The organism is Pseudoalteromonas sp. H103 (genome assembly GCF_001469205.1).
GTDB lineage: Bacteria > Pseudomonadota > Gammaproteobacteria > Enterobacterales > Alteromonadaceae > Pseudoalteromonas > Pseudoalteromonas carrageenovora.
The window spans coordinates 90,737-117,396 of record NZ_LOFG01000005.1 but is presented as its reverse complement, the minus strand read 5'-3'; the positions used below and the strand labels follow the sequence as shown (position 1 = coordinate 117,396).

The following is a 26,660-nucleotide window of genomic DNA, read 5'->3' as shown; positions in this document are numbered from 1 at the left end:
TACGTGGTACTAAGCGTGAAGACGTTGAACGTGGTCAAGTACTAGCTAAGCCTGGTTCAATCAAGCCACACACTACATTCACTTCAGAAGTATACGTACTTTCTAAAGATGAAGGTGGTCGTCATACTCCATTCTTCAAAGGTTACCGTCCACAGTTCTACTTCCGTACAACTGACGTAACAGGTGACGTACAGTTACCAGATGGCGTAGAAATGGTAATGCCTGGTGATAACGTTAAGATGACAGTAACTCTAATCGCGCCAATCGCGATGGATGAAGGTCTTCGTTTCGCTATCCGTGAAGGTGGCCGTACTGTAGGTGCTGGTGTTGTAGCAACTATCGTAGAGTAATAGTTAACTTTTAAGTTAATTAATACTAAAAAACCCGAGCTTAGCCTCGGGTTTTTTAATGTCTGAAGAAAAGCGTTTAGTTTTCAGCTATCAACTATCAGCTTTCAGTAGCTCGGAGTTAAATTTAAAGGGCTACGTTTGTGTTTAAGTTTAAGTAATTTAAATATAATTAAGGCATAAAAAAGCACGACTTCAAGCCGTGCTATTCATTAAACTCTTTGACAACTGACACGCTAGTGTTTCTTAGCGTACTTTTCAGCTTGTTTTAACACTCTTAATAAATTGCCACTTAAAATCTTTTTGATATCAGCATCGCTATAATCTCTATCCATTAAACCTTGAACAAGATTAGGGTAGCTAGACACATCTTTTAAACCAATTGGCAGTGAATCACCCACGCCATCGTAGTCAGAACCAATACCAACATAATCAATACCAATTAGCTCAACCACGTGGTCAATATGATCCAGTACCTGTTCAAGACTTGCATATGGGTATGGGTTTTTAGCGCGATACGCAGCATCAAAATCTTTACTTAGCTTGGTGCCTTCTTTTTTAGCGGACTCTTTTGAACTTTTTAGTTGCTTGCCCCAGCTACCTGCTTTTGCGGTAACAAAGCTTGAGCCAAAGTTAATTTGAATAACACCGCCATTCTTTTTAAGTGCGAGTAGCATATCGTCATTCATATTTCGCTCAAAACCTGGCGTATATTTACGTAGTGATGAGTGCGAGGCAATTACCGGCGTTTTAGATAGCTCCATTACTTGATAAAACGCATCATCAGAAATATGCGATACATCGACTAACATACCTACATTGTTCATTTCAGTAATAAGCTTTTTACCAAATGGGCTTAAACCTTTCCATTTACGGCGTATATCGTAAGAAGAGTCAGAAATATGATTGCTTTGCGAGTGAGCTAGCGTAATGTAGCGAATACCACGGTCATAAAAGTGCTGAAGATTTTTCATATCACCTTCAATTGGTGAACCGTTTTCCATACCCATCGCAATAGATAGCTTACCTTGTTTAAATTGCTCTTCTATATCAGCGCTTGAGCTGGCAATGGCAAACTTATCAGGTGCGCGCTGAGCAATGGCTTCCATACTATCAATCATTTGATTGGCTAACTGGTAACTTTTACCTTTGCCTTCAAACTCTAAATGCGCAGGAATATAAATCGACATAAATGGGGCGTTTAAACCGCCTTTAACAGCACGAGGGTAGTCAAAGTCGCCATCAGTTGTGGCTTTAGTTACATCAACCCAGCCTTCGTGTATACGATAAGGCACATCAATGTGGGTATCTATTAAAATAGTGTCTTTGGCAAGTTTAACTGCTTTGTCTGACGGGCTTTTCACTTGCTCTGCAAAGGCTTGGGGGGTTAATGCTAGTGATATGGCTACCACTAGAGTGCTGAGTTTTATCATGTTTTGGCTCTTTGGGTAAAAAGCCATTGTGTACGTTCAGTTCAAAAGTTACAAGTGTTACGCCTTAATCAAATGACTGCGTCTCATGCTCTTCACTTTGTAGTGCTTTAAATTCGCCTTTTGAAATTATAGTTACTGACTCATGTAGCTCTGAAAAAAACACCATCGCTTCGCCGCTTTTTAGTTGTTGGTTAACCTGAGCGACTTTGCTTTCAATTGTTATTTCTTGCTCGCCATAATCAGTGCCTTCGCGCAGTACATAACTTTCAATTAAATTATAAAGAGTGTCTTTATCGAGTTGTTCAAAAGGGATAATCATTACTGCTTGTTACTCGCTTTATTTAATATGTGTTGGCCAAAATAATACGGCACGGCTTTCTCTAACCAAAATACAGGTTTAAAAGGGTTGTTACCGCTAATAAAACCTACGTGTCCGCCTTTCTCTGAGACGCACAGGGTAACATCTTCACTCACATCTTGCTTGTTAGGCACTGCTTTAATCGACAGCATTGGGTCGTCTTTCGCATGAATGATTAAGGTAGGTACAGCAATATGTTTTAAGTAGGGCATAGCGCTGGCTTTACGGTAGTAATCGTGTGCGTTTTCAAAGCCATGTAATGGTGCCGTTAGCTGGTTATCAAACTCTAATAAATCGTCAATTTCCATTAGTTGGTCGGTAGTAATCGGTATTTGCTGCTTTATTTGCGGCAATTTGCGTTGCATTGACTTTTTCATTCTATCGAGCAGATATTTTTGGTAAATTTTACCTAAGCTTTTACGAATAACATCGCTTGAAGAGGATAAGTCATAAGGTGCCGATACTACCGCTGCTGCACTTAATGGGCATGTTTCGCGTTCTTCACCTAAGTATTTAGCCAGCACATTGCCACCTAGCGAAAACCCTACGGCCATAATTGGGCGAGTTGGAAATTGTTGGCGTAAATGGTCAATAAAAAAAGCTAAATCTGCTGTATCACCACTGTGATATGCGCGCGGAAGGCGATTTACTTCAGTTGAGCAGTTTCTAAAGTGCATAAGCACTACTGCATAACCTTGTTTTTTTAAGGCCTTCATCATGCCTTTGGCATAAAAGCTATTTATGTTGCCTTCAAGACCATGTAAAACAACGGCAAGTGGAGCTGTTTCGTTATGTGGAAGCGACCAAGCAAGCTCGATAAAGTCACCATCAGGTGTATCAAGCTGCTCAAGTTCGTAGCGAGTATGGTGAAATGGGCGGAAAAAACGCGGCATTATGGTCTGAACGTGACGATTGGTCATCCACCATGCTGGTTTGAACTGAGAGATCATGTTTGTACTACGCACTTTGTATTAAACGAAAAGCTAGTGTATCAAATTTTTCGCTTTATAAAATAAAAAGCGCCTAATCAGTAACCTGAGTAGGCGCTTTGTGCGTCGTGCTTAATGATGCTCGGGAACTTCAGCCTCGCTAATCTTTTTAATAAAGTAAAAAGCGTAAAATAGGCAAAGAGAAATCACTACGCCTAAAATCCCAAAAGACATAAATAAAACTGGGTCGCTAAAAAAGTCTCTAAAGAATACGTTCATGATTAATCTCCTCGTTCAGTTGATGGATTAATCATAGAGTGAGTTTGCAAGGTGTAACATGATCGAGATCAAATAATTTTCCTAAGTGGAAAAAGTAACCAAGTAAAGTTGATGTAGATCATGTTTTAGGGGCTAGTTAGTTACTGCAGCACCTATAGGTCTTTTATAATCAATCGGCTTAAAAATCTTTTATACAAAGAGAAAAGAATGAGCATTAGAAGAGAGTATAAAAACTGACCGCCTAAGTGGCTTTCACATACAGCTCAATATTATTTGGCTTCACGACCTCTAAAAGTTCAAATTTATTCGCTGTATCAATCAGTATTTGCTGCTGCTGTTTTTCAAGCTTTAACTCTGCGCTTAATAACTCTTCACGTATTTTTGTGTAGTCAGCAATCGTCTCCTGATTTGCTTTTAAATAGCTACGCGCAGAGCGCAGTGGATTAAGTGCTTGCGTATCAAATTCGTCAATTGACTCTATTAAAGTACTGAGCTGCTCGGCATTGATACTTAGTTTAAGTGAGTCTAAATACAGTAATAATAAACACAGATTAACGTTTTTACCTTGCTGGTTTTGTAGTGCCAGCAAGGTTTGTTGTTGCCCAGGCTTTGCGTACAAGGTGCACGCAAATTGCCAAAAACGGTCGCTATTGAGCAAGTTCATCGGTAAAAGCCTGTTCTTTTTCTTCCATTTCTTCAAGCGCCATAAGGAGCTCTTCTTCAATGTCGTTAAGTTTAGGTGTGAGCGTTGCTTGCTTAGCAATTAGCTCTTTTAACTGGGCTTTATTGTCGTCGTTGTAGAGTTCGTTATCGCCAAGGGCCACTTCTACTTCGCTAAGCTCTGCGGAGTATTTGTCTAGTTGCTTTTCAAGCTTTTCAATTTGCTTTTTAAGCGGTTGAATGGCTTTTCTAAATTCGGCTTCTAAGCGTTTCTGCTCTTTTCGGTTAATACCTGAGTTAGCTTTAGGCTCATCATTTTGCTGGGCTTTAACGGCTTCTTTATTAGCATTTAGTAACCACTGATAATAGGCATCTAAATCGTAGCCAAATTGAGTTACTTTGCCATCATCTACTAAATAAAACTCATCAGCGGTGTTTTTAAGCATATGGCGGTCGTGCGATACGGTAACCATTGCGCCTTCAAAACCTTGTAGTGCCATGACAAGTGCATGGCGCATTTCTAAATCAAGGTGGTTTGTAGGCTCATCAAGCAGTAGTAAGTTAGGCTTTTGATATACCAGCATAGCAAGGACTAAACGTGCTTTTTCACCGCCCGAAAAGGGCGCTACTGGCTCTAGAGCTTTATCACCAATAAAGGCAAAGCCACCTAAAAAGTCACGTAGTGATTGTTCAGTAGCTTTTGGGTTTAAACGTTGTAAATGTGTAATCGCGCTGGCTTTTAAATCAAGCGATTCAAGTTGATGCTGCGCAAAGTAACCAATATTTAAACCATAATGCTGCACAACCTTACCTGCTTGTGGCTCTAAATCACCAGAGAGTAGTTTAATTAGCGTTGATTTACCTGCGCCATTTCTACCAAGTAAAGCAATTCGGCTACCTGGTACAAGGTTTAGCTCTATATTATTTAAAATAGTGACTTCACCATAACCCGCTTTCGCTTTATCTAAGCTCATAAGTGGGTTTGGAAGGGCTGTAGGCTCTGCAAATTCAAAGTTAAACGGTGAGTCGGCATGAGCAGGAGCTAGCTTTTCCATACGCTCTAGGGCTTTTACGCGGCTTTGTGCTTGTTTGGCTTTACTGGCTTTTGCTTTAAAGCGCGTAATAAACTGCTCAAGGTGTGCAATTTGCTCTTGCTGCTTGTCAAACATAGCTTGCTGTTGTAGTAAGCGTTCTGCTTTTTGGCGCTCAAATTGCGAGTAGTTGCCTTTGTAAACATTAATAAGTTGCTTATCTACATGCCAAATTTGATCAACCACTGCATCTAAAAACTCACGGTCATGCGATATAAGTACAAGGGTGCCTGTGTAGGCGCGTAAAAAGCGCTCAAGCCAATATACTGCATCTAAATCAAGGTGGTTAGTTGGTTCATCAAGTAGCAGTAAATCGGCATCACGAATTAGTGCTTGAGCAAGGTTTAAACGCATGCGCCAACCGCCTGAAAACGCACTAACGGGGTTTTCTATTTGATTATTGGCAAAGCCTAAGCCGTGTAATAGCTCGCCCGCAGTTGACTCAATGCTATAACCTTTTATGTTTTCTAGTTGAATATGCACTTTGGCTTGTGTATCGCCATCGTTTGTTCGCTCTGCTTCACGTAGGGCAATACGCAATGCGTAATATTCAGGATGCCCTTGCAGTACATAATCAAGTGCACTTATTTCAAGTGCTGGAGTTTCTTGCTTAACAGAGGAGATAGACCAATCTTTAGGGATGCTGCAGCTGCCGGCGTCTAACTGTAGTTCTGATTTTAATAAACCAAATAACGTTGATTTTCCGCAGCCATTGGCTCCTACAAGGCCAACTTTATGTTCTGGAAATAAAGTGGCTGATGCATTTTTTAATAAGGCTTTACCGCCACGAAGTAGTTCTATTTCTGAGATTTGGATCATGAATGCGTTACTTTGCTGTGCCCTTGTTAAGTTGCCCCTATCATACCATAGAACTTAATGCGCTTATCAAGCGTATCAACAGGTGAAGTTATACGATAAAATAGCCACAGTTCAAACCACAGGAAAAATGTTGTGAGACAAAAGAAGCGATTTATTGCTGGTGCATCGTGCCCTGAGTGTAAAGCCATGGATACTATGATGCTATACAGAGAACATGATGTTGAAAAAGTAGAGTGTGTTGAGTGTGGGCATAAAATGTCGCAACCCGATAATGCTGTTCAGGCGTCAACTCGCCAATTTGAACAAGTAATTGGTGTGTTTAAACCGGGCGATTAACCCGGTTTTTATTTTTACCCACTTTAGTAATGTGGCGGCGGAGGCTCTTGCATTTGCGACATTAACGATGGCTGCTGCGACTCTTTTAGCTTTTCTGCTAGTAGCTCAGTTTGACGCTTCATTTTTGCAAGCTGCTGTTGGTGCGCTTTTAGCTCATCATTTAATATATCAATCGTTTCGTCTTGAAAAGCCACTTTGGCTTCAAGTTCCATTAAGCGATGTTCAATTGTGTTCATTATCTTCTCGTATAATAAAGCGCTCAGCGATACCGCTTGAGCTCTCGGTTAACAACGACTTGCCGTTTTGTATAAACGTTACATCTAACACCACTGCCGATTTAGGCTTACTGCCTTCGCGCGGCGTTACTTGCCAAGTTTGAATTTTTTCACCGCTGGGTAATTGCCATAAATCAACACGCTTATTAGGCGAGCCCGTAGCAAGCAATGTACCTTGCTCATTAAAGCGTACCGCAGTAAAAATTTTCTGACGCGCAATATACGCCAGTTTACTCACAAGGTCACCTGTAGTCAGCTTCCATACATGTGCTTGCTTCATACTATCTGCGGTAAATGCATAGCGACCTTGAGGGTCAAGCGTTACTTGGGTAACACGAGTAGGGTGATTAAAACGATGAATTACTTGCCCTGTACGTGTGTCCCAAAAATAAGCAACGTAATCGTTAGAGCCGCTTAATGCATAGCGCCCGTTAGGTGATAAATCAACAGTGTTTACTTTATCTTGATGGCCTAAAAATTCGATACGACGTCCTGTTTCGAGGTTTATAAAAACCACAACGCCATCACTACGGCCGTATAAAACACTACGACCTTGGTTACTAATAGCGATATCACGAATACTGGCTTTTTGTATTTCGTAGTAACCTTTATTTTTGCCTGTGGTTATATCCCATACGGCAAAGGTGGTTTTTTCTGCGGTAACAGCCACGCTGTTGTCAAACGCTATAGCAACGGCATAAACTAAACTGTCTTGCGATTGCTGCTGATACCACTGGTATTTTAATACCTGCTGTTGATTATCCCACAGTGCGACCCCATGGTTGATAGAGGAGATCAAACTGTATTTACCATCGTTAGAAAGCGCTGACGAAAACGCACCTTGTGCGGCGTGTTCGTAACTTGCTACAGCCTGCTGATTTTTTTCGGTACAGGCGATAGCTAAAAAACAGCTAAATACGATTAAAAAAGTACGAAATATCGACATATTACAGGTATTTCCCCTTAACTCTTCGTGATTGAGAGGTTAGACTAGGTCACGTTTAAGGCCTAGGTTGTTTGTCTAATCACTGGATATGTTTTTAGTTTAGCTAACAACGTGAAATTTAGTCATTAAACAAGCAGCCTATCATGTGGGCCGTTAATCTTTAACTAGTAATAATACATTAAAATGACAACTGCAAAGTGTGTCGGAGATTTAAAATGAAAAAGACGATTAGATTGTCATTGATTGCAGCGTCAGTTTTAGCGCTTACAGCTTGTAATCAAGAAGCAAAAAAAGAACAAGCTGAAGTTAAATTAGACACTGTAGAACAGCAACAAGCATACGGTATTGGTGCATCTGTAGGTAACTTTTTAAATAAAGATCTTGCAGACAAATCAGAAATTGGTATTGAACTAGACCAAGCACTTTTAATTCGTGGTTTTGAAGATGCGCTTGCTGGTAATGCAAAAATTGACGAAGAAAAAATTCGTGAAGTACTTACCGAGCTAGATACATCAGTGCGTACTAAGCAAGAAGCAAAAGCAAAAGTAGAGTCTGAAAAAAGCAAAGAAGCAGGTAAAAAATACCTAGAAGAAAATGCTAAAAAAGAAGGCGTTACAGTAACTGAGTCTGGTCTTCAGTACGAAGTACTTAGCGAAGGCGACGGTGAAAAGCCAGTAGCAACTGATGTAGTTAAAGTTCACTACAAAGGTACTCTATTAGACGGCACTGAGTTCGATAGTTCATACGCTCGTAACGAGCCTACAACTTTCCCTCTTAACCGTGTAATTGCTGGTTGGACTGAAGGTTTACAGCTTATGTCTGTAGGTTCTAAGTACAAGTTCACTATTCCTTCTGAACTTGCTTATGGCGATCGCGATTTAGGTAAAATTCCTGCTAATTCAACATTAGTATTTGAAGTTGAATTACTTGAAATTCAAAACGAAGAAGCACCTGCACAATAATAAGTTTATTGTACAAATAAAAAAGGGACCTAAGGTCCCTTTTTTAATGTGCTTAATTAATCTTAGTGATTAGAAAACAAGTTATCAATCAGCTCATCTTCAAGCGCAAAACGAGCTTCAAGTGCCTCACCAATAACTGATAAATCTTTATCGAAGTCTGCTAATAAGTCTTCTTTATCTACTTCGGCGTATTTATCATTAAAATCCAGTGCAACATCGGTTGTGCTAGAAATACGCGGGTAAATAGAATTTGCCAGTTCTTGGCTTTGCAAACCCTTTTTTTCACATGCTTTTGCAATATCGTCATACACTTCAAAATGGCCTGCCGATAGGTAATCCATTAAAAGTTGGCAAAAAGACTCAATAACTTGCGGCTCAGGTAACGCATGGTCTTTTTTATCGTACGGCGAAAAGCCTGCAATCTTGCAATACAACACAATAAGTTCTTGGCGTTCGTTAAGCCATTTATCAATTACTGTGTGACTACCACCCCATTTTTGTTGAGCTTTTTCTACACGCGTCAGCATAATTGTTCTCCTAGCTGGGTTGGTCTTTTTAATTAAAATATAATCGGTTTATATACATCAAGATATATTTAATTAGCGCGTATATCAACAAGTAAAGTAGCCTTCTAGAGGGTTGTGTTTTTAAAAAGTTATTCCGGCGGGGAAATTTTATTGCAGGCAAGAAAAAACCACCAGTTAAGGTGGTCTAATTTCTTTCAGTGACTTGTTTATACAAGCTTTCTTATTTTTATGAGATAATTTTTATTGTTATTATTTTAAAACTTTTATTTTTATTGTTTTAAGATTTTTATTGTTGTTTTTGTTAACGCGGGACAAACAATAACAAGGTTTTTGTAATGTTGCAAACATATTAACAAAAAGTTTTTATTGTTAGTTCTTTTTGCTTATTTAGTAATCAAAGCAGACTAATATAGCAACAAAACGTGATCTCGCACCAGGAAGTTGTCTTTTCGCTCTTAAGCAATAGAGGGGCGATGGATATGGTGGTACAATCTTGCACAATTTCTATAAGCCTTAGGATCATTTACGCTATGAGCGAATTAAAAAACGACCGTTATTTACGTGCACTTGCAAAACAACCTGTTGATGTAACCCCGGTATGGATGATGCGCCAAGCAGGACGCTATTTACCAGAGTACCGTGCTACACGTGCACAAGCGGGCGATTTTATGAGCCTGTGCCGTAATGCTGAACTTGCCTGTGAGGTAACACTACAACCACTTCGTCGTTACCCGTTAGATGCCGCTATTTTATTTAGCGATATTTTAACCATTCCTGACGCAATGGGTTTAGGTTTGTACTTTGAAACTGGCGAAGGTCCTAAGTTTGAAAACCCAATTTCGTCACTTGCTGATGTTAAAAAAATTCCAAAACTCGATCCTACAGACGAGCTTGGCTATGTAATGAATGCAGTAAGTACTATTCGTCGTGAACTTAAAGGTGAAGTACCATTAATTGGTTTTTCGGGTTCACCGTGGACACTTGCAACATACATGGTTGAAGGCGGTAGCAGTAAAGTATTTGGTAAGATTAAAAAAATGGCGTTTGCAGAGCCGCAAACACTTCATTTATTACTAGATAAACTCGCTGATTCGGTTATTGATTACTTAAACGCGCAAGTAAAAGCGGGTGCACAATCACTAATGGTATTTGACTCGTGGGGCGGTGTATTAAGCCCGCGCGATTACAACGAGTTTTCATTGCAATACATGCATAAAATTGTAGATGGCTTAATTCGCGAATACGATGGTCGTAAAGTACCAGTGACCCTGTTTACTAAAAACGGTGGCCAATGGATTGAAGCAATAGCAGCAACAGGCTGTGATGCAGTAGGTCTAGATTGGACTATTAATATCAGCGATGCTAAACGCCGTGTAGGCGATAAAGTAGCACTACAAGGTAATATGGACCCGTCAATGCTTCACGGTACACCAGATCGTATACGCCAAGAAGTAGGCACTATTTTAGAAGACTTTGGTGCAGGTAATGGCCACGTGTTTAACTTAGGCCACGGTATCACACCAGATGTAGATCCTGAAAACGCCGGTGTATTTATCAACGCAGTGCACGAATTAAGTGCGAAATATCACAAATAATGTGTTTTATGCATCAATGATAAAAAAGCCCGCTTAATAGCGGGCTTTTTTTTTCTTTATCCAAATACAATTATTTAAATAAGCGGTTTAAACCATTTAGTGCCGCAACACGGTAGGCTTCAGCCATCGTTGGGTAGTTAAATGTGGTATTTACGAAGTAATCGATATTATTGCCGCCATTTTTTTGTTCCATAATGGCTTGGCCAATGTGAACAATTTCAGAGGCACGTTCACCAAAGCAATGTACGCCAAGTACTTCTTTGGTTTCGGTGTGGAATAATATTTTTAAGCTACCTACTTCAGTACCAGCAATTTGCGCGCGAGCCAAATGTTTAAACTGAGCACGGCCAACTTCATAAGGTACTTTAGCTGCTGTAAGCTCTTGCTCTGTTTTACCTACAGAGCTCATTTCTGGAATCGTATAAATACCTGCCGGTATATCAATAATCAGGCGGTCATCGCAGTTACCGCAGGCAATCGCATCAGCAGCTATACGGCCTTGGTCAAACGCTGCGCTGGCAAGACTTGGGTAACCAATAACATCGCCTACTGCGTAAACATTATCAATTTCTGTTTGGTATGTTTCGTTCACTTTGAGTTGGCCACGGCTATCAGCTTTTAAGCCAATGGCTTCAAGGTTCAGTGTATCAGTATTACCGGTACGACCATTGGCAAATAAAATACAGTCAGCCTTTACACGCTTGCCCGATTTTAAATGCATAATAACGCAGTCATCACGTGTTTCTATACGATCAAACTCTTCATTATGGCGAATAACAATACCGCTATTCCAAAAGTGGTAGCTTAGCGCATCTGATATTTCAGCATCCATAAAGGCAAGTAAACGGTCGCGGGTGTTAACTAAATCAACTTTAGCACCTAAGCCTTTAAAAATAGAAGCATACTCACAGCCAATAACACCCGCGCCGTATATAAGTACGCGATGTGGGTCGTGCTCAAGGCCGAGTATAGTGTCACTTTCGTAAATACGAGAATGGCTAAAGTCTACCTCTGGTGGACGATAAGGGCGTGAGCCGGTGGCGATTACAATTGTTTTAGCCGTTAATCGCTCTGTTGAACCGTCATTACGTTTAACTTCAATAGTATGCTTATCTACAAAGCTCGCGTCGCCTTGAAACATATGAATGCGGTTACGATCGTAAAAACTACTACGTAAATTAGACTGTTTTGAAATAACCGAACTTGCATGACGTAAAATATCAGGAAACGTTAAGCGGCTAGGGCGCTCGCCAACATTAAACAACGGGTTTGCTTTATATTCAATGTAGCGACTAACCGAGTGGCGTAGTGCTTTTGAAGGAATAGTACCCCAATGCACACAACCGCCGCCTACTGTTTCTTGGCGTTCAATAACCGCTACTTTTTTGTCGTTTTTTGAAAGGTTCATAGCGGTACCTTCACCGCCAGGACCCGTGCCAATAATTATTGCGTCATATTGGTATGTCACGGGTACTTTTTTTTGTTCTGGTTGTTTGGCCACAGCCACTCCTAAATTAATTAAAAGAGGCTTTTAATAACCTCGCATTAAGTGCTAGCCATGCCTGTTTTTGATTTTCCCAGGCGGCTTCCAACTCATGGTATTGTGCCATTAATGCTGATTGTTCACACTGCTTTGCCATGTTATTTTTTTTAACTTCTAACACTTGTTTTTGTAGTGAACAATAATTTTGCAGTTTTTTCAGCAGTAAATCGTACTCTTGTTGTAATAATGTAAGCTTATCTTGGGCTAAAGGCAATTTTGCAAGGCGAGTTTGCGTTTTACTCATTAGCGTTTCGGCCTTTGCTTTTTCTATACGTTCAACCGGAGTGCGCTTTAATTTGTTAGCTAAACCAATAGCAGCTAAAGAGCGGATCATCCATTTGGTTGGATCGTAATGAAACCACTTAATACCGTTACGGTAGTCGCTTGCAAAAATGTGGTGGAAGTTATGATATCCCTCACCATAAGTAAATAAAGCTAAAAAGCCGTTATCACGTGCTGTATTTTTTTCAGTGTATGGGCGTGAGCCCCAAATGTGAGCAACTGAATTAATAAAAAAAGTAAAGTGCTGGCTTAATACTAAGCGTAGTAAGCCGGCTAAAATTAACATGCCCCATACATCGCCAACTAAAAATCCAAGAGCTAGTGGAAGGCCTACGTTCATAGCAATAGCAAGCTTTAAGTAGTGTTTGTGTTGCCACATCACTATTTTATTGCGTTGTAAGTCGCGGCAGTTACTATAGTCGCTATAACTATCGCCTTGGTAATCACGAAGCATCCAGCCTATGTGGCTGTACCAAAAACCGTTTGTGGCAGCGTATGGGTCTTTTACTGGGTCGTCTACTTGACCGTGGTGTATGCGATGATCGCTACTCCAGTGTAGTGCGCTGTTTTGCAAAGCAAAAGCGCCACCAAGTGCAAAAATAAATTCAACTGCAGGGTGTGCATTATACGCTTTGTGCGCCCATAATCTGTGGTATCCGGCAGTGATAGATAGGCCCGCGTAAAACATGCAGCCTACAAATGCAATCCAATGTGCGCTGGTAAATCCGTAGCTAATGCCGTACCAAGGTACAAGTGTGACAGCCGCCAAAAAGGTTAGGCTAAAAAACAGGACGTTCGTCCAAATAATTGGTGGTTTATTCATCGTATTTACTCTCAGCGTACAACTGTAAGCTAAAATAGTGTTTCAATCTCTTGGCGTCAAGTATTAGACTAGACAATTAGGCTAATTATCATTAAAACTTCATATAAAATTACTCAGGGAGCTGTGGATGTCGGGTGTTAGAGCACAACAGAAGCAAAAAACACGACAAGCCTTAATTGAGGCGGCATTTAATCAGCTAAGTGCTGATCATAGTTTTTCAAATTTAAGTTTGCGCGAAGTTGCGCGTGAAGCAGGTATTGCCCCCACCTCTTTTTATCGCCACTTTAAAGACATGAACGAGCTAGGCTTAACAATGGTCGACGAAGCCGGTTTAACGCTTCGCCAGCTTATGCGCCAAGCCCGCAGACGCATAGCCAGTGGCGGCAGCGTAATAAATACTTCGGTTGTAACCTTTATGGAGTTTATTGATAACTCTAGTAACCAATTTAGATTACTACTACGCGAGCGTTCTGGCACCTCAAAAGCTTTTAGGGCCGCTGTTGCACGCGAAGTAAAACACTTTATTTTAGAACTTGCGCATTATTTAGAAAGCGAAACCAAGTGCGATTCAATCCACGCTTATATTCAGGCCGAAGCCATGGTTACGCTGGTATTTAATGCTGGCGCTGAAGCACTCGACATTGAAGGCCAGCAACGTGATGAATTAATTGAGCGTGTTATTTGGCAGCTGCGTTATATTACCCGCGGTGCAGGGCATTACATCAGAGAAACAAATAAAGAAGCGTAGCTTAAAAAAATAGCAAAAAGTTAATATAAGCAGAGTATTCTAAAGCGCTTATTAAATTAAGCATAAGTGCACCTGTTTTTTGTTTTTTTTATTCTTTAAATGGGTTTTTTTTAGATTTAAATTTCTATTTGCTTCGGTTTTAAATATGTTGTGTGGAATATTTATGCTTGCACCCACTGCGCTGTAATGTTAAAAATAGGCCTCACTGAACACACACACAAGAAACAAGATGCAAAATATTCGTTTAATTACACTAAAACTTAACCTCTTACTGCTATGGTCAGTGAGCGGGGATTAGTGTGTTTGCATCGAGTTAAACATTAAAAACCCCGCAATTGCGGGGTTTTTTTTATCTCGCGGCTGGGATAGATTGAAATTTGGGTAATAGAGGAATGAGGGGCAGTTATGCAAGACAAAGATAAAGTATGGATTTTTGATACCACCTTACGTGATGGCGAGCAGGCACTTAAAGCAAGCCTTACAGAAGACGATAAAATTCAGTTAGCGCATACTATTAGCCGCTTGAATGTTGATGTGATGGAAGTGGGTTTTCCGGTTTCTAGCCCTGCTGATTTTCGCTCAGTGCAACGTATTGCAACCGAAGTAAAAGGCCCGATTATTTGTGGGTTAGCACGTTCAGTTGCTAAAGACATTGAAGCCTGTGGCGAAGCACTTCGCACAGCACAGCAAAGCCGTATTCATACTTTTATTGCCACAAGCCCTTTGCACCTTGAACATAAATTACGCATGAGCCTAGATGACGCAACTGCAATGGCGGTTAAATCAATTAAATTAGCGCGTAACTACACTGATGATGTTGAGTTTTCGTGTGAAGATGCAGGGCGAACGCCGCATTGGGATTTATGTAAAATTGTTGAACAGGCCATAAATGCGGGTGCCTCTACTATTAACTTGCCAGATACCGTTGGCTTTGTTACGCCAGACGAATACGCTGCAATGATCCGCCATTTAATGAATAACGTGCCAAATATAGATAAAGCGCGTTTGAGTGTACATTGTCATAACGATTTAGGTTTAGCTGTGGCTAACTCGGTAGCTGCGGTACAAGCAGGTGCTCGCCAAATTGAATGTACAATAAATGGTATTGGTGAGCGTGCGGGTAATTGCTCGCTTGAAGAAGTGGCGATGATCATGAAAATGCGCAAAGACCACTTAAAAGTACACACTGATATTAAAAGCGAAGAAATTTATCGCGCATCTCGCCAGGTGGCAAAAATATGCAATATGCCGGTACAGCCAAATAAAGCGATTGTGGGCGAAAACGCCTTTGCACATAGCTCGGGCATTCACCAAGATGGCGTATTAAAAGCGCAAAATACTTATGAGATTATGTCGCCAGAAAGCGTCGGTGTGCCAAATAACCAATTAAATATGACCTCGCGTTCGGGTCGCCATGTTATTGAGCACCGCTTAGAAGAGTTAGGTTATCAAAAAGCTGACTACGATATGGACAGCTTATACGAGAGCTTTTTAGCGTTAGCTGATCAAAAAGGTACCGTATACGATTACGACCTTGAAGCCATGATTTACTTTAATCAAATTAACGACAAAGACGAAAAATACCAATTAGAGTTTGTAAACTCAGCGTCTAACTCACAGTCGGTAGCCAGCTCTACCATTGGGATGTTAATTGATGGCGAAGCAAAACAAGAAGCTGCTACAGGTAATGGCCCTGTTGAAGCCTCATTTGCGGCTATTGAGCGCTTAACTGGTATGAGCGTTGAAATGATTGAATACAATTTAGAAGCCACTGGCCAAGGCGCAAGCTCGCTTGGTCAAGTAAACATTATTGCTAAATACGATGGCCGCCCTTATCACGGTGCGGGTATTGCTGCGGATGTGGTAGAGGCGTCGGTACGCGCCATGATCCGTGTTTACAACTTAATTTATCGTGCACAAAAAGTGTCTGATTTAAAACAACAAAGGAAAGCAGGATGAGTAAAACAAACTACAGCGTTGCCGTATTAGCAGGCGACGGTATTGGCCCAGAAGTAATGGCAGCAGCAGAGCAAGTACTTGATGCTGTAAGCAATAAGTTTGGTTTTACCCTGAACCGTCAGCATCATGCTATTGGTGGCGCAGCCATTGACGAATTTGGTGAAGCATTACCACCAAAAACGCTAAGTGCGTGTGAAAACGCCGATGCCATTTTATTTGGCTCAGTAGGTGGCCCTAAATGGGAAAACCTACCACCAAACGAGCAACCTGAGCGTGCATCGCTTTTACCGCTTCGTAAGCATTTTGGTTTGTTTTGTAACTTACGCCCAGCGCAACTTTTACCCGCACTTAGTGCAGCATCGCCATTACGTGCAGATATTAGCGAAAAAGGCTTTGATATTTTATGTGTGCGCGAGCTTACAGGCGGCATTTACTTTGGTGAAAAAGGCCGAAGTGGAGAGGGCGCTGAAGAAGCCGCATTCGATACACAAACATACTCACGTAAAGAAATTGAACGCATTGCCCGCTTTGCCTTTGAAGCGGCAAAATTACGTAGTAACCATGTAACCTCGGTAGATAAAGCCAACGTACTTGCATCAAGCGTATTATGGCGTGAAGTCGTTACTGAAGTAAGCAAAGACTACCCAGAAGTAAGCCTAGATTACATATACGTAGATAACGCAGCTATGCAGTTAGTTAAACAGCCTAGCCAGTTTGACGTACTACTTTGCGATAACTTATTTGGTGATATTTTGTCAGATGAGTGTGCGATGATCACAGGCTCAATGGGCTTATTACCATCGGCCAGCTTGAATCAATCGGGCTTTGGTTTATACGAGCCAGCCGGTGGCTCAGCACCAGATATTGCAGGCAAAGGCGTTGCAAACCCGATTGCACAAATTTTAAGTGCTGCACTTATGCTACGTTACTCATTAGGCCAAGACGAAGCTGCGCGCACCATTGAAAAAGCCGTAGCCGAAGCCGTAGAAGCAGGCGTTGGCACGCCAGATATCTACCCACAAGGTGGATACAGCACAAGCGATGTGGCAGCTGCCATCGTTTCACGTATTTAATATATAAATCGCAGCACCGTTATGCTGCGACTTAACAAAGTAGGGAATTAGCAAGTGACCCAAACGTTATACGACAAAATTTGGCAAGCACATACCGTTGCCAGCATAAACGAGCAAACTGATTTACTTTATATTGACCGCCATTTAGTGCATGAGGTTACATCACCGCAGGCCTTTGCAGGTCTACGTGAAAAAAACCGTAAAGTACGTTGCCCAGAAAAAACCTTTGCAACGATGGATCATAACGTATCGACTAAAAGCCGATCACTTGATGCCGCAAGCGAAGTATCTAAAAACCAGTTAATGGCACTAGATAAAAACTGTAAAGAGTTTGGCATTGTACTTTACGATTTAAACTCAATTAACCAAGGTATTGTGCATGTAATGGGGCCTGAGCAAGGTATTACCTTGCCTGGCACTACCATTGTATGTGGTGATAGCCATACCTCTACGCATGGTGCGTTTGGCGCATTAGCGCACGGTATTGGTACGTCTGAGGTTGAGCACGTATTAGCAACGCAAACGCTACAGCAAAAGAAGGCAAAATCGTTAAAAATTCAAATTAACGGTGTGCTACGCCCCACGGTAACCTCTAAAGATTTAATTATGGCGGTTATTGGTAAGTTAGGTACAGCTGGCGGTACAGGTTATGTTGCTGAATTTTGTGGTGAAGGCATTGAAGCACTTTCAATGGAAGCCCGCATGACGCTATGTAATATGAGCATTGAAATGGGTGCTAAAGCGGGTTTAATAGCATCAGATAAAATTACCTATGATTACTTAAAAGGCCGCCCATTTGCGCCTAAAGGCGCTGACTTTGACGCCGCGGTTAAGTACTGGGAAACCTTAAAAACAGATGAAGGCGCTGAGTTTGACTTAAGTGTTGAACTTGAAGCTAACGACATTCAGCCGCAAATTACGTGGGGCACAAGCCCAGAGCAAGTCATTGGCGTTGATGAGTGCATACCAGATCCTGATCAAGAACCAGATTTAATTAAAGCCGATGCTATACGCAGTGCACTTAGATACATGGATTTAAAAGCGGGCGATAAATTATCAAGCGCAAAAGTAGATACAGTTTTCATTGGTTCGTGTACTAATAGCCGTATTGAAGATTTACGTGCAGCGGCAAAAATTGTTGAAGGTAAGCAGGTTGTAGCTGGCATAGAGGCGTTAATTGTACCAGGCTCTGGTCTTGTTAAAAAGCAAGCAGAAGACGAAGGTTTAGCCGATATTTTTAAAGCGGCAGGTTTTGAATGGCGCGAGCCGGGTTGTTCTATGTGTTTAGCAATGAACGACGACCGCTTAGAAGCAGGAAAACGCTGTGCATCTACGTCTAACCGTAACTTTGAAGGCCGCCAAGGCCGTGGCGGGCGTACGCATTTAGTGAGCCCTGCAATGGCAGCCGCTGCTGCAATACATGGTCACTTTGTTGATATAAGAGGAGAAGCCTAATGAGCGTATTTTTTAGTGGCTTAATGGTCCCACTTGATAAAAACAATGTAGATACAGACCAGATCATTCCTAAGCAGTTTTTAACATCTACTAGCCGTGATGGCTTTGATGCAGCACTGTTTTACGATTGGCGTTACCTAGAAAACGGCGAACCAAACCCTGATTTTATTTTAAACCGCCCGTGCTACCAAGGCGCACAAATATTATTAACCCGCGACAACTTTGGGTGTGGCTCATCACGTGAGCATGCACCGTGGGCACTTAAGCAATATGGTTTTGAAGTAATTTTAGCAGAAAGCTTTGCTGATATTTTCTTTAATAACTGTGGTAACAACCAAATGCTAGCCATTGCGCTACCAGCCGACACGCTTGAGCAATTGTTTGTACTTAGCGAGCAGCACGACGATATAAACATTCAAATTGATCTTGAAAACCAAACTCTAACAAGCGATAAATTTGCGCCAATTAGTTTTGATATTCGTAAAGACGTAAAGGAACGTTTATTAAGTGGCTTAGATTTTATTGGTGTGACCGAAACGCTAAATCCACAAATTGATACGTTTGAAAAACAACTTGCTGCTGAGCGCCCTTGGCAGTAATGCTAAATAATTAAATTACATATGAAAACAAAGCGCGGCTGAGTATATCAGCCGCGCTTTTTTATATCCTAAATTAATGTCTAAAATCAGCCATTAGCGCAGGTATACCTGGCAGCATACCAACAATAGCCATAACGGTAGTTAAAACCACAAACATAATTAGCGGAATAACCCAGCGGCTCATTTTAGTTAAATTAGCACTGCGCTCTTTACAGCCAATTAAGCCTAAGTTATCAAGCAGCATAGTTAGTGACCAACCAAAAGCAGGGTTAACCAAGCTTGACGCAAATACCACTATTGCGGCCGATTGCGTTGTTTTACCTTCGCGTGTCATTTCCATACCCGCCTCAAGCAGCGGAATAAACACACCAACAATAAGCGCAACACAAAGCACTGGTTGCCAAATGGCTAAATCCATTGGGTAACCCCATAAACCCGCAATAATACAAAATACGGCTGTTAAAATGGCGCCCGCTGGAATAGGACGTTTAGCAATCGCAGCAGGTACAATGTAAGTCCCCCACGATGAGGTAAAGTTAGCACCACCAGCAAGTGAACCAAAGGTTTGTCTAACTGATGCGCTTAGCATGGTATCGTCTATGTTCATTTGTACTTTTTCAGTACGTTGTGGGTAACTAATTTTTTGAAAAACTTGATGCCCTAAAAAATCCGGTGACCACATAGCCACTGCTAATACTGCAAACGGCAGTACAACCACAAAGCTTTCAAGCGTCGGTAGGCCAAGCATCCAACCTGTGTCTTCTCCCCACCAATAAGCTGGGTTCATATTTGGTAAGCCCGGTGCCGTATTAAATTCAAACGGGGCACCGAGTGCAAATGCAACCACACCGCCAATAAGGCAGCTAAGCGGCACAGCTAGCCAGCGCTTTTTAAAATGCTCAAGTAACGCATATAATAAAATGGTGGCCAAAATAACAATGAATGCTATGTGCGCCATATCGATGGCCTCAGCCCATGCAAATAGCTTTTTAACCTGCGAAATAGTACCAATAAAGCCTAAGTATATGAGTAAGCCCCCGCACACCCCCTTACTGGTTAAGCGAGCCAGCAAACTCCCTCCTTTGGTTATCGCTAAAATAAAGCCAAAGGCACCAATGAGTAAGCCAAACGCCATAGGGTGGCCGCCAGCGGCAACCACAATAGGAATAAGAGGAATAAGTGGGCCGTGAGTACCGGCTAAGTTAGCCGTGGGTAAAATAAAGCCCGAAAACAAAATAATAAAAATAGAAACAATGAGTAGTTCATAGCGTACGTTCTCTAAAACAAACGCATCACTTAAACCTAGTGGCGCTGCAAAAGTAGCGGCAATAGCCCCCACCATAACTACTTTACCAATGGTGCCCGCCATAGCTGGAATCGTGTCTTCAAATTCAAAGCGGTAGTCTCTAAATGGTAAATTAGGCCGCCAGCGCTTAGGCTGCATAATTTGCAGCTCGTGCTCTAAATATTCGTCACGGGTATTAAACTCTGAACTTGGTTTATACTTATTTTGATAGCTGTTGGCATCATCTACGTGCGATGCGCTTGTTTTTTCTGGCTCGTTACCCTTTGGGGTTACTGACATAGTCCCTCCTGTTACTCGTTGCTTATTTATTAATACGGCTTTTGTTAAAGCAAATGAATAGTAAAGGAGCAGGGTAGATCAGCTTTTACTCAGGAATGTATAGGCAAAAGGTCGTGTATGGCTTTATTTAACGCTAAACCTGCGAGTTGGTAGTTTTATTTATAAAATGAATTTAATTTTATTTGATTATAAATCAGATGCTTATGTGTTTTTTTTGCTTGTTCTAAGTAGATAAAACATTATAAAAGCAGAGCTGTTATCCTTTAGTCTAAGTAGTAGTCTGTGTATTTTAATTGAACTGAAATAGTGCATCTGCTAGGTTCAATGGTTACTCAAATAATAAGAAATATAATGCAAATTCAATCCCCTAAATCAATTGGTATTTTACTCGGTACGCTTTACGGCATATTTATGCGGCTGTTTGTAGAGCTATTAGATACTTATAATTTAAGTAGCCTTGTGTCTATTTCCTTTATGTTTTTAGTGCCTGTTGCAATTGGCTATATTCGTATTCACTTTGAATTTAAAAGCTCAAAAACATTAACTAAAAGGCAAATGGTGACAATTGCTTGGCAGCCAATTTTTGTTTTTTTACTTGTAAGCGTTATTACACTGCTGGAAGGCAGTATTTGTGTGGCAATGGCTTTGCCTGCCTTTATGCTCTTTGCAAGTATGGGTGGTTTACTGGCAGGCTTTATTAAACAACGTCAGACAAAAAACGCTAACCGGCCTTTACTTTCAATAGCTTTACTTCCTGTATTGCTCTCACCTATTGAGGTAAATTATTTACACTTATCAAAAACGTACGAAGTCACCAACTCTATAGTTATTGAAGCGCCTATAAACCGTGTGTGGCAGCAGCTTGCAAATGTAAGCACCATAGAGCCACAAGAATTGCCATTTTCGCTTACCCAATTAATAGGTGTACCTAAACCTTTAGAGGCAAATATGAATGCTACGGGTGTTGGGGCTGTTAGAACGAGTAAATGGCAAAAAGGAGTTGCATTTAAAGAAGTGATTACGGATTGGCAGCCAAATAAACAGATGCTTTATAGATTTGAGATAGACCCTGATGCTATTCCCGATGATGCACTCGATAAACATGTAAAACTAGGCGGCGAATACTTTTCACCTCTTTACGGTGGGTATGCGTTAAGTGAAGATAAAAGCGGCAATACGATTTTAACTTTAAAAACGACTGTGCAAGATAATACAAATTTTGGTGTTTATTCGCGAATATGGGGTGAGGTGATTTTTCAAGACTTCCATTATTCACTTTTAACATTAATGAAAAATAGATCAGAAAAGCCACTTGTCGCAGCTATTTCCCATTTTTAGCTTAAACCGCTATGGTATTAAAAAACTATTATAAGAGTACTTTATGAAATTATTAACGGTAGCAACGTTATTACTTGCCTCATCAGCGGCTATCGCGCGCCCAGCGCCCTTGGTATCTATACCAACACATGATGCGTTTTTTAATAATATTGCCGCGCATTGTGGTAAAGCGTTTGAGGGCAAAGTAAGCGTAGATAACGCAAAAGGCCCAAGCTCATTTGATAATAAAAAACTAATCATGCATGTACGCAAATGTACTGATAGCGAGCTGCAAGTGCCATTTCATGTAGGTGATGATGCATCACGTACGTGGATCATTACTAAAACAGGTAGTGGTTTGAGCTTAAAGCACGATCATCGCCATGAAGATGGCAGCGACGATGCTTCAACTATGTATGGCGGTCATACCCTTGATGCGGGTTTTGCACAAATGCAGTCGTTTCCAGCTGATCAATATTCTAAAGAATTATTTGTAGCACAAGGTATTGCACAGTCGGCAGGTAATACATGGCAAATGTATATTTATCCTGAGGTATTTACGTATCGGTTAATTCGCCAAGGGCGCGAGTTTAAGGTGGATTTTGATTTAACTAAACCAATTACTCCACCAGCAGCGCCTTGGGGCTACGAAAAATAAACTATTTTTCTTTTTTCTCGGGTGTTTCACATTGTAGTAAAACGTTTAATGGTGGTTGATAAGCGCGTGGTTTAGTAGGAAAACGTTCGTACTCTTGCACGCCTTCAAGCACTTTTAACATAAAGGTTCTGCCGCGGCATAGCCTGTCTGCGTGGCGCAGTAAAAACATACTTTGATTAGCAAAGTGTTTGTAATCGTCTGATTGTATTTCTATTTTATAATTGTCTTCGCCAATTTTTGTTTGGTAATAATGCACTTTATTATCAAAGTCATATGATTTTTCTTTTTCGATAGTTTCGGCAAATACAGTGCCAATGCTCGAAAGGGCTACCAGTGCGCTGCCAATTACTAAGCGCGGTGCATTTAATCCTTTCATAAAAATGTATCCTTTAATTTGCGAACTTAATACCCATTAATTACTCATACAAGTTCAATTTCTTTATATTCAGTCTAACACCCAAAAAGGGATAACGTGATGTTCAAACAAATAAAACAGCTTTTTGCAGTATTCGATGATCAAGAGCCAAGTATAGAGCCACACGATTTAAAAACAGCTGTGGCTGCATTACTTATTGAAGTAATGCGCGCCGACACTAAGCTTGACCATAATGAACAACACACCCTGACTGTAACCTTAAAAAAATACTTTAATTTAACTGATTCAGAGGTAGAAGAGTTAACGACCAATGCGGCTAATAGTTTAGATGGGTCTATAGATTACTTTCAATTTTCGAAGCAAATTAATGAGCATTGTAGTGCGGCTCAGCGCATTGAAATAATAGAGTTGTTGTGGCGTTTGGCGTATGCAGACAATGAAATAGACCCGCAAGAAGACTACGTAATACGTAAAATAGCAGGGCTACTATATGTGACACATGTTGATTTTATCGCCGCAAAAATAGCGGCGACAAAGTAAGATTAGCTTAGCTTACTGGTAACTAAAACAATCTGCTGAGTAAGTGCCGATACCTTTTCTGCTGTAGCTGGATCACTGATTTGGCCGTTTTCGTCAAATACCGTAAATGCCGAAGGCACAGCAAGTTGATCGGCAAGTACTAATGAGCCAATGCCACTTAAAATGTCGCGTACATGGTTTAAGCCGCGCAGCCCACCAAGCCCACCAGGTGATGTAGCAAATAACGCCACTACTTTGTTGCGAAATGCAGGCACAGCGCCTTGCTCAGTACGTGACGCCCAATCAATTGCATTTTTAAGTGCGGCAGTAATAGAGCCATTGTACTCAGGGCTTGCTAGCAAAATACCATCGGCAGCGCGTAACTTATCTTTTAAAAGTTGGGCATCGGCTGGTGTGCCTTGCGCTTCAATATCTTCGCTAAAAATAGGTAAATCTAAATCCGCGAGTTTAATTACTTCTACTTCGGCACCTGTTTGCAGGGCAAAACGAGCTGCTTCGTTAATTAGTTTTTGATTAAAGCTTTGTGTACGCAAGCTACCCGCAAGGGCAATAATTTTTGGTGCTGACATGGTGTTGGCCTTTTTATGTTTAAGTTACACATTTAATGTAGCAAATTTTTACTTGTAGAAAACCCGAATAAACGCAACACTTATGTGCATATATGCACATAAGTGGCGAGCAGTTAGCATGGCAATAAAGTTTGATGATTGGCAAGATGTAAAAGTAGCATTTGAAGTTGCAAGGCTTGGTACGCTAACGGCTGCCGCAGAGGTTTTAAATGTGCACCACAGTACAGTACTCAGACGTATTAATAGCCTTGAAAAAAACTTAGATACGCGTTTATTTCATCGCCATGCCCGGGGTTATAAAGTAACTGAAATAGGCGCTAAATTATTTACTACAGCGCAAACTATAGATTCATCACTTGAGCAATTACATAACGATATTGCCGCTGCCGACAGTACTTTACGTGGAAGCTTATTACTTACTACGGTAAGTGGGTTTATGGATGTACTGGGCGATGTTTGCGAAGAGTTTCAGGCTTTACACCCTCAAGTACAGCTTGAAGTTATTTTAGAACAAAAGCGGTTAAGGCTCGATCATGGGCAAGCACATATTGCAGTGCGCGCAGGGCCAAGGCCAGATGAAGGGGATTATATAGCTCAGCATTTAACCCAACTTACATCAAGCTTGTACGCCAACAAACGCTACATTAATAAGTATGGCACGCCTAAAACATTGAGTGACTTACAGCATCATAACTTTGTATCGGGTGTAGCGGGTTTTAATGCACGAGTTCCTTATTTTGAGTGGGCCGATAAGCATATTCCGGCGCAGCAAATAAAGTTACGGGTTTCAGAAACCTCCGAAGCAACACGGGCCATAATTAAAGGCTTAGGCATAGGCGGTTTACAGCATGGGGTAGCAGCCCAATATAATGATTTAGTACCTATTTTACATAGTGAGCTTAGTTGGCCCACCGATGTTTGGCTTGTAACACATCATCTAGTGCATCGCACCGCGAAAGTACAAGCTTTTGCAGGCTTATTAAAAGCGCATTTTAATAAGCCTCAAACCCTTAAATAGTTTTTTTAACCTCAATACCTAAACGCTTAGCGAGGCGTACAAGGTTTGCTCTGTCGAGTTCCAGCACTCTTGCAGTTGCTGCCCAGTTATAATTATGCTGCTTTAGTTGCTCGGTTATAACTGTAAATTGTAAAGATTCAACGGCCTGCTTTAATGGCTGATTCCAGGCAGTGTGAATGGTGTTTTGCGTGTTAACTTGTACTGTATTACTTAGCTGTGGGGTTAAATCGCAGTGCTCGCTTGTAATCGTAACTATAGGGTTTTGCCATTGGCTTTGCTTAGCCTTTAATGCGCTGCGGCTAATAACATGTTCAAGCTCGCGTACATTACCAGGCCAACTGTATTGGTTAAGCAATGCTTGCGCTTCAGTGCTTAGCTTTAATTGTTTAATACCTAATTTACGGGCTGTTTGCTCAATAAAATAACCAGCAAGTAGGGTTATGTCGTGCTCACGTTTATTAAGTGGCGGCACGGTAATAGGGTAAACACTTAGCCGGTGATATAAATCGGCTCTAAAGCGACCTTGTGCTACCTCATGTTTTAAATCACGATTTGTGGCAGCGACTACTCGAACATCTACGTATTTTGGTGTGTCTTCACCAACGGTTTGAATTTCACCACTTTGTAACACACGTAATAATTTACTTTGCATTGCTAATGGCAGCTCGCCAATTTCGTCTAAAAATAATGTGCCGCCATCAGCTAGCTGAAACTTACCTTGGCGGGCATTTTGTGCGCCAGTAAAAGCGCCTTTGGCATGGCCAAAAAATTCACTCTCTGCGAGATTTTCGGGAAGTGAGGCACAATTTAAGTGAATAAGGGGCTGATCTTTACGTGCAGAATTTAAGTGAATATTGCGCGCTACTAGCTCTTTTCCTACGCCTGTCTCTCCTAAAACTAATACACTAAAGTTAGAGGCTGCGACTAGTTTTATTTCATTTTTAAGCGTTTGTATTACTGGGCTTTGGCCAATTATTTCACCGCCATCGCGAGTAAGTGCATCACGCGTTAACTCTTGCACAAGTGCACTCGAATGCTGCGCATGGTGTTTGTAGTGGGCAAGCTCCAGGGCCGTTTTAAAATGTGCACTACACAGCGTTTGTAAGGTGCTTAGCGTATCCATGCTGATACTGCTAAAGGCATTTGCGTTAAGGCTATCAAACGTGAGTACACCAAGTAGTGCATTTTTATCGTAAAGGGGTAAGCCTAAACAGGCATGCACAGGAATATTGCCTGTTTTAGCCAGCAATAGGCCGTCGTATGGGTCGGGCAGTGAGCAGTCGTGTGCAAATTGTAACGCGTGGCTAGCACTACAAATAGCCTTAAGGCGAGGGTGCTCTGCTATTTTAAAACGCCTGCCAAGGCTGTCGGGCATCAGGCCTTTAATGGCTAAGGGCTTAAGTTGCTCGCCCTGCACGACAAGCAATGCACTGGCATCGCTAGGTATTACACGCTCAACCGTTGCCAGTAATTGATCAAAACTGTGCTCGTGCAGGGTGCTTTGGGCAAGCTCTAAAGCTACTTGGGTGAGGTTGAATTGCTGGTTCATGTCAAAATG

General features: G+C 41.3%; 28 protein-coding genes. 13 read left to right on the top strand and 15 right to left on the bottom strand.

From position 1 onward, the window contains the following. Window positions 1–350 (top strand): elongation factor Tu (locus ATS74_RS05800; RefSeq protein ID WP_152996107.1); only part of this gene is annotated, 350 nt, incomplete at its 5' end. Window positions 351–583: 233 nt separating this feature from the next. Here ATS74_RS05800 and ATS74_RS05795 read toward each other — a convergent pair. The 6 genes from ATS74_RS05795 to ATS74_RS05775 all read right to left on the bottom strand — a co-directional run bounded on the left by ATS74_RS05795 (window position 584) and on the right by ATS74_RS05775 (window position 5,916). Beyond that, entirely contained in the window at window positions 584–1,780 is a 1,197-nt protein-coding gene (locus ATS74_RS05795; RefSeq protein WP_058547996.1) for a dipeptidase, read from the bottom strand. A gap of 64 nt (window positions 1,781–1,844) precedes the next feature. After that, a complete protein-coding gene (locus ATS74_RS05790) occupies window positions 1,845–2,099 on the bottom strand; it encodes a YheU family protein (protein WP_058547986.1) in 255 nt (84 codons plus the stop codon). Next, on the bottom strand, window positions 2,099–3,088 hold the full coding sequence (locus ATS74_RS05785; protein ID WP_058547985.1) for a hydrolase: 990 nt from the start codon (window positions 3,086–3,088) through the stop codon (window positions 2,099–2,101). The genes ATS74_RS05790 and ATS74_RS05785 overlap by 1 nt, the downstream gene beginning before the upstream one ends. A 111-nt stretch (window positions 3,089–3,199) precedes the next feature. Then, complete coding sequence (locus tag ATS74_RS19995) at window positions 3,200–3,346, bottom strand: hypothetical protein (protein WP_004589623.1); 147 nt, start codon at window positions 3,344–3,346, stop codon at window positions 3,200–3,202. 241 nt (window positions 3,347–3,587) lie between these two features. Next, window positions 3,588–4,010 carry a TIGR02444 family protein gene (locus ATS74_RS05780; RefSeq protein ID WP_058547984.1) on the bottom strand — a complete coding sequence of 141 codons (423 nt, stop codon included), beginning with the start codon at window positions 4,008–4,010 and terminating at the stop codon, window positions 3,588–3,590. Beyond that, on the bottom strand, window positions 3,994–5,916 hold the full coding sequence (locus ATS74_RS05775; RefSeq protein WP_058547983.1) for an ATP-binding cassette domain-containing protein: 1,923 nt from the start codon (window positions 5,914–5,916) through the stop codon (window positions 3,994–3,996). Before ATS74_RS05775 ends, ATS74_RS05780 begins: the two co-directional genes overlap by 17 nt. Before the next feature lie 132 nt (window positions 5,917–6,048). On the opposite strand from ATS74_RS05775, the gene ATS74_RS05770 reads away from it, so the two are divergent. Further along, window positions 6,049–6,252: a YheV family putative zinc ribbon protein gene (locus tag ATS74_RS05770; protein WP_058547982.1), complete on the top strand. Its 204-nt coding sequence runs from the start codon at window positions 6,049–6,051 to the stop codon at window positions 6,250–6,252. Between the two features lie 23 nt (window positions 6,253–6,275). Here ATS74_RS05770 and ATS74_RS05765 read toward each other — a convergent pair whose 3' ends face one another. Continuing rightward, the gene (locus tag ATS74_RS05765; RefSeq protein ID WP_058547981.1) at window positions 6,276–6,488 is read right to left on the bottom strand and encodes a SlyX family protein; all 213 of its coding nucleotides are present in this window, start codon (window positions 6,486–6,488) and stop codon (window positions 6,276–6,278) included. Next, window positions 6,475–7,473 (bottom strand): WD40 repeat domain-containing protein, encoded by a 999-nt coding sequence (locus ATS74_RS05760; protein WP_058547980.1) that lies wholly within the window; start codon window positions 7,471–7,473, stop codon window positions 6,475–6,477. Before ATS74_RS05760 ends, ATS74_RS05765 begins: the two co-directional genes overlap by 14 nt. Before the next feature lie 215 nt (window positions 7,474–7,688). Between ATS74_RS05760 and fkpA the strand changes: the two genes are divergently transcribed. After that, complete coding sequence (gene fkpA, locus ATS74_RS05755) at window positions 7,689–8,435, top strand: FKBP-type peptidyl-prolyl cis-trans isomerase (protein ID WP_058547979.1); 747 nt, start codon at window positions 7,689–7,691, stop codon at window positions 8,433–8,435. A 62-nt stretch (window positions 8,436–8,497) separates the two neighbouring features. Here fkpA and ATS74_RS05750 read toward each other — a convergent pair whose 3' ends face one another. Further along, complete coding sequence (locus tag ATS74_RS05750; protein WP_058547978.1) at window positions 8,498–8,962, bottom strand: Rsd/AlgQ family anti-sigma factor; 465 nt, start codon at window positions 8,960–8,962, stop codon at window positions 8,498–8,500. Window positions 8,963–9,492: 530 nt separating this feature from the next. Here ATS74_RS05750 and hemE point away from each other — a divergent pair. Beyond that, complete coding sequence (hemE, locus tag ATS74_RS05745; protein WP_058547977.1) at window positions 9,493–10,557, top strand: uroporphyrinogen decarboxylase; 1,065 nt, start codon at window positions 9,493–9,495, stop codon at window positions 10,555–10,557. A gap of 70 nt (window positions 10,558–10,627) precedes the next feature. On the opposite strand, the gene sthA is transcribed toward hemE, so the two are convergent. Then, window positions 10,628–12,058, bottom strand: a complete 1,431-nt coding sequence (sthA, locus tag ATS74_RS05740; protein WP_171038424.1) for a Si-specific NAD(P)(+) transhydrogenase — start codon at window positions 12,056–12,058, stop codon at window positions 10,628–10,630. Between the two features lie 13 nt (window positions 12,059–12,071). Further along, window positions 12,072–13,205, bottom strand: a complete 1,134-nt coding sequence (locus ATS74_RS05735; protein ID WP_058547976.1) for an acyl-CoA desaturase — start codon at window positions 13,203–13,205, stop codon at window positions 12,072–12,074. A 127-nt stretch (window positions 13,206–13,332) separates the two neighbouring features. On the opposite strand from ATS74_RS05735, the gene fabR reads away from it, so the two are divergent. From fabR to leuD, 5 genes are all read left to right on the top strand, one after another. Next, window positions 13,333–13,953, top strand: a complete 621-nt coding sequence (gene fabR / locus ATS74_RS05730) for an HTH-type transcriptional repressor FabR (RefSeq protein ID WP_058547975.1) — start codon at window positions 13,333–13,335, stop codon at window positions 13,951–13,953. A gap of 405 nt (window positions 13,954–14,358) precedes the next feature. Beyond that, window positions 14,359–15,912 carry a 2-isopropylmalate synthase gene (gene leuA, locus ATS74_RS05725; protein WP_058547974.1) on the top strand — a complete coding sequence of 518 codons (1,554 nt, stop codon included), beginning with the start codon at window positions 14,359–14,361 and terminating at the stop codon, window positions 15,910–15,912. Beyond that, window positions 15,909–16,985, top strand: a complete 1,077-nt coding sequence (gene leuB / locus ATS74_RS05720; protein WP_004589388.1) for a 3-isopropylmalate dehydrogenase — start codon at window positions 15,909–15,911, stop codon at window positions 16,983–16,985. Before leuA ends, leuB begins: the two co-directional genes overlap by 4 nt. Window positions 16,986–17,039: 54 nt before the next feature. After that, a complete protein-coding gene (leuC, locus tag ATS74_RS05715; RefSeq protein ID WP_058547973.1) occupies window positions 17,040–18,440 on the top strand; it encodes a 3-isopropylmalate dehydratase large subunit in 1,401 nt (466 codons plus the stop codon). Continuing rightward, complete coding sequence (gene leuD, locus ATS74_RS05710; protein ID WP_058547972.1) at window positions 18,440–19,039, top strand: 3-isopropylmalate dehydratase small subunit; 600 nt, start codon at window positions 18,440–18,442, stop codon at window positions 19,037–19,039. Before leuC ends, leuD begins: the two co-directional genes overlap by 1 nt. A gap of 73 nt (window positions 19,040–19,112) precedes the next feature. Here leuD and ATS74_RS05705 read toward each other — a convergent pair whose 3' ends face one another. After that, complete coding sequence (locus tag ATS74_RS05705; protein WP_058547971.1) at window positions 19,113–20,624, bottom strand: DUF3360 family protein; 1,512 nt, start codon at window positions 20,622–20,624, stop codon at window positions 19,113–19,115. A 351-nt stretch (window positions 20,625–20,975) separates the two neighbouring features. On the opposite strand from ATS74_RS05705, the gene ATS74_RS05700 reads away from it, so the two are divergent. Next, window positions 20,976–21,962, top strand: coding sequence for a hypothetical protein (locus tag ATS74_RS05700; RefSeq protein ID WP_058547970.1), 987 nt, complete (start codon window positions 20,976–20,978; stop codon window positions 21,960–21,962). Between the two features lie 43 nt (window positions 21,963–22,005). Continuing rightward, window positions 22,006–22,599, top strand: a complete 594-nt coding sequence (locus ATS74_RS05695; RefSeq protein WP_058547969.1) for a hypothetical protein — start codon at window positions 22,006–22,008, stop codon at window positions 22,597–22,599. 1 nt (window position 22,600) lies between these two features. Here ATS74_RS05695 and ATS74_RS05690 read toward each other — a convergent pair whose 3' ends face one another. Then, complete coding sequence (locus tag ATS74_RS05690) at window positions 22,601–22,975, bottom strand: hypothetical protein (protein WP_058547968.1); 375 nt, start codon at window positions 22,973–22,975, stop codon at window positions 22,601–22,603. 99 nt (window positions 22,976–23,074) lie between these two features. On the opposite strand from ATS74_RS05690, the gene ATS74_RS05685 reads away from it, so the two are divergent. Next, on the top strand, window positions 23,075–23,515 hold the full coding sequence (locus tag ATS74_RS05685; protein ID WP_058547967.1) for a tellurite resistance TerB family protein: 441 nt from the start codon (window positions 23,075–23,077) through the stop codon (window positions 23,513–23,515). Between the two features lie 2 nt (window positions 23,516–23,517). Here the strand turns inward: ATS74_RS05685 and ATS74_RS05680 are convergent, their stop codons facing one another. After that, window positions 23,518–24,084 (bottom strand): NADPH-dependent FMN reductase, encoded by a 567-nt coding sequence (locus ATS74_RS05680; protein ID WP_058547966.1) that lies wholly within the window; start codon window positions 24,082–24,084, stop codon window positions 23,518–23,520. A gap of 118 nt (window positions 24,085–24,202) precedes the next feature. Here ATS74_RS05680 and ATS74_RS05675 point away from each other — a divergent pair, with 118 nt between their 5' ends. Then, window positions 24,203–25,102 (top strand): LysR family transcriptional regulator, encoded by a 900-nt coding sequence (locus ATS74_RS05675; protein WP_058547965.1) that lies wholly within the window; start codon window positions 24,203–24,205, stop codon window positions 25,100–25,102. On the opposite strand, the gene norR is transcribed toward ATS74_RS05675, so the two are convergent. Continuing rightward, complete coding sequence (norR, locus tag ATS74_RS05670) at window positions 25,095–26,651, bottom strand: nitric oxide reductase transcriptional regulator NorR (protein WP_058547964.1); 1,557 nt, start codon at window positions 26,649–26,651, stop codon at window positions 25,095–25,097. The genes ATS74_RS05675 and norR overlap by 8 nt on opposite strands. Window positions 26,652–26,660 lie beyond the last annotated feature (9 nt).

Excerpts from the sequence above, each read along its gene's own strand:
- ATS74_RS05700 (WP_058547970.1), top strand. The coding sequence starts at position 20,976 with ATGCAAATTCAATCCCCTAAATCAATTGGTATTTTACTCGGTACGCTT.
- ATS74_RS05785 (WP_058547985.1), bottom strand. The coding sequence starts at position 3,088 with ATGATCTCTCAGTTCAAACCAGCATGGTGGATGACCAATCGTCACGTT.
- ATS74_RS05695 (WP_058547969.1), top strand. The coding sequence starts at position 22,006 with ATGAAATTATTAACGGTAGCAACGTTATTACTTGCCTCATCAGCGGCT.
- ATS74_RS05790 (WP_058547986.1), bottom strand. The coding sequence starts at position 2,099 with ATGATTATCCCTTTTGAACAACTCGATAAAGACACTCTTTATAATTTA.
- ATS74_RS05705 (WP_058547971.1), bottom strand. The coding sequence starts at position 20,624 with ATGTCAGTAACCCCAAAGGGTAACGAGCCAGAAAAAACAAGCGCATCG.
- leuB (WP_004589388.1), top strand. The coding sequence starts at position 15,909 with ATGAGTAAAACAAACTACAGCGTTGCCGTATTAGCAGGCGACGGTATT.
- fkpA (WP_058547979.1), top strand. The coding sequence starts at position 7,689 with ATGAAAAAGACGATTAGATTGTCATTGATTGCAGCGTCAGTTTTAGCG.
- ATS74_RS05780 (WP_058547984.1), bottom strand. The coding sequence starts at position 4,010 with ATGAACTTGCTCAATAGCGACCGTTTTTGGCAATTTGCGTGCACCTTG.
- leuA (WP_058547974.1), top strand. The coding sequence starts at position 14,359 with ATGCAAGACAAAGATAAAGTATGGATTTTTGATACCACCTTACGTGAT.
- ATS74_RS05760 (WP_058547980.1), bottom strand. The coding sequence starts at position 7,473 with ATGTCGATATTTCGTACTTTTTTAATCGTATTTAGCTGTTTTTTAGCT.
- ATS74_RS19995 (WP_004589623.1), bottom strand. The coding sequence starts at position 3,346 with ATGAACGTATTCTTTAGAGACTTTTTTAGCGACCCAGTTTTATTTATG.
- fabR (WP_058547975.1), top strand. The coding sequence starts at position 13,333 with ATGTCGGGTGTTAGAGCACAACAGAAGCAAAAAACACGACAAGCCTTA.
- ATS74_RS05680 (WP_058547966.1), bottom strand. The coding sequence starts at position 24,084 with ATGTCAGCACCAAAAATTATTGCCCTTGCGGGTAGCTTGCGTACACAA.
- hemE (WP_058547977.1), top strand. The coding sequence starts at position 9,493 with ATGAGCGAATTAAAAAACGACCGTTATTTACGTGCACTTGCAAAACAA.
- ATS74_RS05675 (WP_058547965.1), top strand. The coding sequence starts at position 24,203 with ATGGCAATAAAGTTTGATGATTGGCAAGATGTAAAAGTAGCATTTGAA.
- ATS74_RS05750 (WP_058547978.1), bottom strand. The coding sequence starts at position 8,962 with ATGCTGACGCGTGTAGAAAAAGCTCAACAAAAATGGGGTGGTAGTCAC.
- ATS74_RS05690 (WP_058547968.1), bottom strand. The coding sequence starts at position 22,975 with ATGAAAGGATTAAATGCACCGCGCTTAGTAATTGGCAGCGCACTGGTA.
- leuD (WP_058547972.1), top strand. The coding sequence starts at position 18,440 with ATGAGCGTATTTTTTAGTGGCTTAATGGTCCCACTTGATAAAAACAAT.
- norR (WP_058547964.1), bottom strand. The coding sequence starts at position 26,651 with ATGAACCAGCAATTCAACCTCACCCAAGTAGCTTTAGAGCTTGCCCAA.
- ATS74_RS05765 (WP_058547981.1), bottom strand. The coding sequence starts at position 6,488 with ATGAACACAATTGAACATCGCTTAATGGAACTTGAAGCCAAAGTGGCT.
- ATS74_RS05685 (WP_058547967.1), top strand. The coding sequence starts at position 23,075 with ATGTTCAAACAAATAAAACAGCTTTTTGCAGTATTCGATGATCAAGAG.
- ATS74_RS05735 (WP_058547976.1), bottom strand. The coding sequence starts at position 13,205 with ATGAATAAACCACCAATTATTTGGACGAACGTCCTGTTTTTTAGCCTA.
- ATS74_RS05795 (WP_058547996.1), bottom strand. The coding sequence starts at position 1,780 with ATGATAAAACTCAGCACTCTAGTGGTAGCCATATCACTAGCATTAACC.
- ATS74_RS05775 (WP_058547983.1), bottom strand. The coding sequence starts at position 5,916 with ATGATCCAAATCTCAGAAATAGAACTACTTCGTGGCGGTAAAGCCTTA.